The following is a 2,872-nucleotide window of genomic DNA, read 5'->3' as shown; positions in this document are numbered from 1 at the left end:
CTCCGATGCCACCTCGCTTTCCATCTGGGAGCTCAGCTACCTGATGTCCAAGCTCACCGTGAAGGAGATCATGACCCGCGACCCCATCACCATTGGCAGTGCCATGCCCCTCCAGGCTGCGGCCAAGCTGATGCTCGAGCACAAAGTGGGGGGCCTGCCGGTCGTCCACCATGACAAGCTGGTGGGCATCGTAACCGTAACCGATGTGCTGAAGGCTTTCTTGCAACGCGAGGCTGAGTTGCTGGTGGGCGCAGAAGCCAGCAAATAGCCCGTCCTCCTCCAACCCCCATCGGGGGGGTTTATGTTCTTTTGCGAAAGTGATAAGCCCTCGGATACCGGGTTCCTCTGGAATCGTTAACGTTGCGTCCGGGTGGTTGCGGTTTCGAAAAAAAGCAGACTTGGGGTGATCTCAGCTCATCTTCTTCAACCCCATCAGTCGCTCGGCGGGCCAGGTATTGGCAACCTGGTCGGGGTGCAGACCGGCTTTGTGGGCAAAGAGCAAGCCATATTGAATTTCGGAGATGGTATCCACACTATGCGAGTCGGGGCCTAGCGAAAAGCTGAGGCGGTCGCGCCAGGCCAGCATCAGCCGCCAGTCGAGGTCGAGGCGGTAGGGACTGCAGTTGAACTCCACGATCTTATGGTTTTGCCTGGCACGTTCCAGCACCGCTTCCCAGTCGGCTTCCGCCCCTTTGCGCCGCAGGATCAGACGCCCGCTGGGGTGGCCCAGGATGCTCAGATAGGGGTTGTCCAGGGCCCGCAGCAGGCGCTGGGTTTGTTCGGTTTTGCCCAGGCTGAGCCCGGCATGCAGGCTTCCCACCACCACTTCAAACTTCGCCAGCACAAGGTCGGGATAGTCCAGCGAGCCGTCGGGCAGAATATCCGATTCGATGCCGCGCAGAATGCGAAACGGGGCCAGCTCGGCATTGAGCGCCTCGATCTCGGCCCACTGGCGCAACACCGCCTCCACCCGCAGCCCACCCGCATAGGTCGCCGTCTGGGAGTGGTCGCAGATCACCATGTACTCGAACCCGGAAGCGATAGCAGCCTCGGCCATCTGGCGCAGGGTTCCGGTTCCGTCGGAGTAGGTGGAGTGTACGTGAATCAAGCCCCGAAGCTGCTGGGGTTGGAGCGCCGCGGGCGGCACAGGTAGGCCGATATGCTCGGGTTCGCGCCAGCAGGCAGGCACCAGGGGACGGTTCAGCGCCCTGAATACCTCCTCCTCGGTCGCAATTGAAGAGGGGATGGCCCCCAGGGCCTCGAGCCAACCCTGCGAACCGGTTGCCTGTACCAGCATCGTCCCGAAAGACCCAGCACTGGCACAAAAAACCCGCAAGGGCAGGCCCTCGAGCCGCCCCAGCAACACACTGCCCTGGGCTTCCTCGAGGTAGCGGCCCAAGACCGGGCGCACCTGCTCGGGGCTGCCCACTACCACCAGATCCACGTTGCCCACAGTTTCCAGGCCACGCCGCACGCTACCGGCCAGCTCGGCTTTGAGCCCGGCTTGCTCGAGGTCCGTTAGCAGCAGCCTGGCCACCTCCAACCCCACCGGCAGCATCACCCGGCGCATGTTGCCGAGGGCGTAGCGGGCTGCTTCCAGCAGGCTGGCCTCGCTTTTGGCCCCGAAGCCCGGCAGGGCGCGAATTCGGCCCTCTTCGGCAAAAAGCACCAGTTCCTCCAGGCTGTTCACTCCGTTGTCCCACAAGGCCCGGATGCGTCTGGGGCCCAGGCCCTGCACCCGGAAGAGCTCAATCACCCCTGGCGGTGTGCGGCCCTCGAGTTCGGCCAGGTAAGGAAACTCCTCGGTCTGGACAATTTCGACCAGCATGGGGGCCAGGGTCGGCCCCACCCCCGGCACCCCTTTGAAACCCCTGGCTGCCAGATCGACCAGGTCAGCGTCTTGTTGCTCCAGGTTGCGGGCTGCGCTACGGTAGGCTTTGGCCCGGAACTCGCCCTCACCCAGCACCTCCATCAGGTCGGCGGCGTACTCGAGCATCCCCGCCAGGTCTTTACGGTTCATGCATTTAGCCTACCGCCTGCTCCACCTGCCGGCCACCCGAAACTATCAAGACCAGCACCCGCCGGACTTCCAGCAGCGCATAGCGGTTCATAACGCATAGGGCGCAGGATTCCCTGCCCGGAACACCACGGCCTGGGTATAGCCCACCGATTTCAGAAGCCCTACTGCATCGGCAAAACGGTGGGCCACCTCCTCTGGGCGGTGGGCATCGGAGCCCAGCACCACCGGGATCTGGAGTTGAGATGCCCGGGCCAGCAGTTCTGCACTGGGATAAATCTCGGCAGCTTTCTTGCGCCAGCCGGCAGTGTTCACATCCAGGGCCAGTCCCTCGCCCGCGATGGTTTGCAAGGCTTCCTCGGCCAGCTCCACATAACCCCCACTGGGCCGAAATCCCATCACCTTGGGCAGATCCAGGTGTCCAATCGAGTGAAACAAACCCGACCGGGCCGCCCGCACCACTAGCTTGAAATACTCGAGGTAGATCTCGCGGGTGTCACGCTCTTCGAACTCGGCTACGTAGCGCGGGTTGTCGAAGGGCCAGCAGCCAAGGTGGTGCACCGAGCCGATGAGGTAGTCGTATTCGTACTGCAGACGAAGCCGCCGAACAAAATACTCGGTGCCAGGGTGGAAGTCGGCCTCGAGGCCAATTCCCACATAAAAACCACCTGCCTCGGCACGAACCTTTTCCATCATAGTGTGGTAGAAGGGCAACTCGCCTTGCTCCATCCGCACCTCGGGATCGAACCAGGCTGGCATGGGGCTGTGGTCGGTCATGACGATGCCATGCAAGCCCGCATCCTTTGCGGCCTGCACATACTCGGCGGGTGCACCCACAGCGTGCTTACAGAGGGG

3 protein-coding genes are annotated in these 2,872 nt (G+C 62.7%); 1 reads left to right on the top strand and 2 read right to left on the bottom strand.

The features are described from left to right. Positions 1–268 (top strand): CBS domain-containing protein (locus Q0288_RS01270; RefSeq protein ID WP_299425943.1); only part of this gene is annotated, 268 nt, incomplete at its 5' end. A gap of 141 nt (positions 269–409) precedes the next feature. Here the strand turns inward: Q0288_RS01270 and Q0288_RS01265 are convergent. Next, entirely contained in the window at positions 410–2,020 is a 1,611-nt protein-coding gene (locus Q0288_RS01265) for a DNA polymerase/3'-5' exonuclease PolX (protein ID WP_299425940.1), read from the bottom strand. 87 nt (positions 2,021–2,107) lie between these two features. Then, positions 2,108–2,872: histidinol-phosphatase HisJ family protein (locus Q0288_RS01260; protein ID WP_299425937.1), on the bottom strand; the 765-nt coding region annotated here is incomplete at its 5' end.

The sequence above is a fragment of the uncultured Meiothermus sp. genome (assembly GCF_937863175.1).
Taxonomy (GTDB): domain Bacteria; phylum Deinococcota; class Deinococci; order Deinococcales; family Thermaceae; genus Meiothermus.
This window is presented reverse-complemented; position numbering and strand designations above follow the sequence as displayed.

Coding starts and splice junctions, on each gene's coding strand:
- Q0288_RS01265 (WP_299425940.1), bottom strand. CDS start 2,020: ATGAACCGTAAAGACCTGGCGGGGATGCTCGAGTACGCCGCCGACCTG.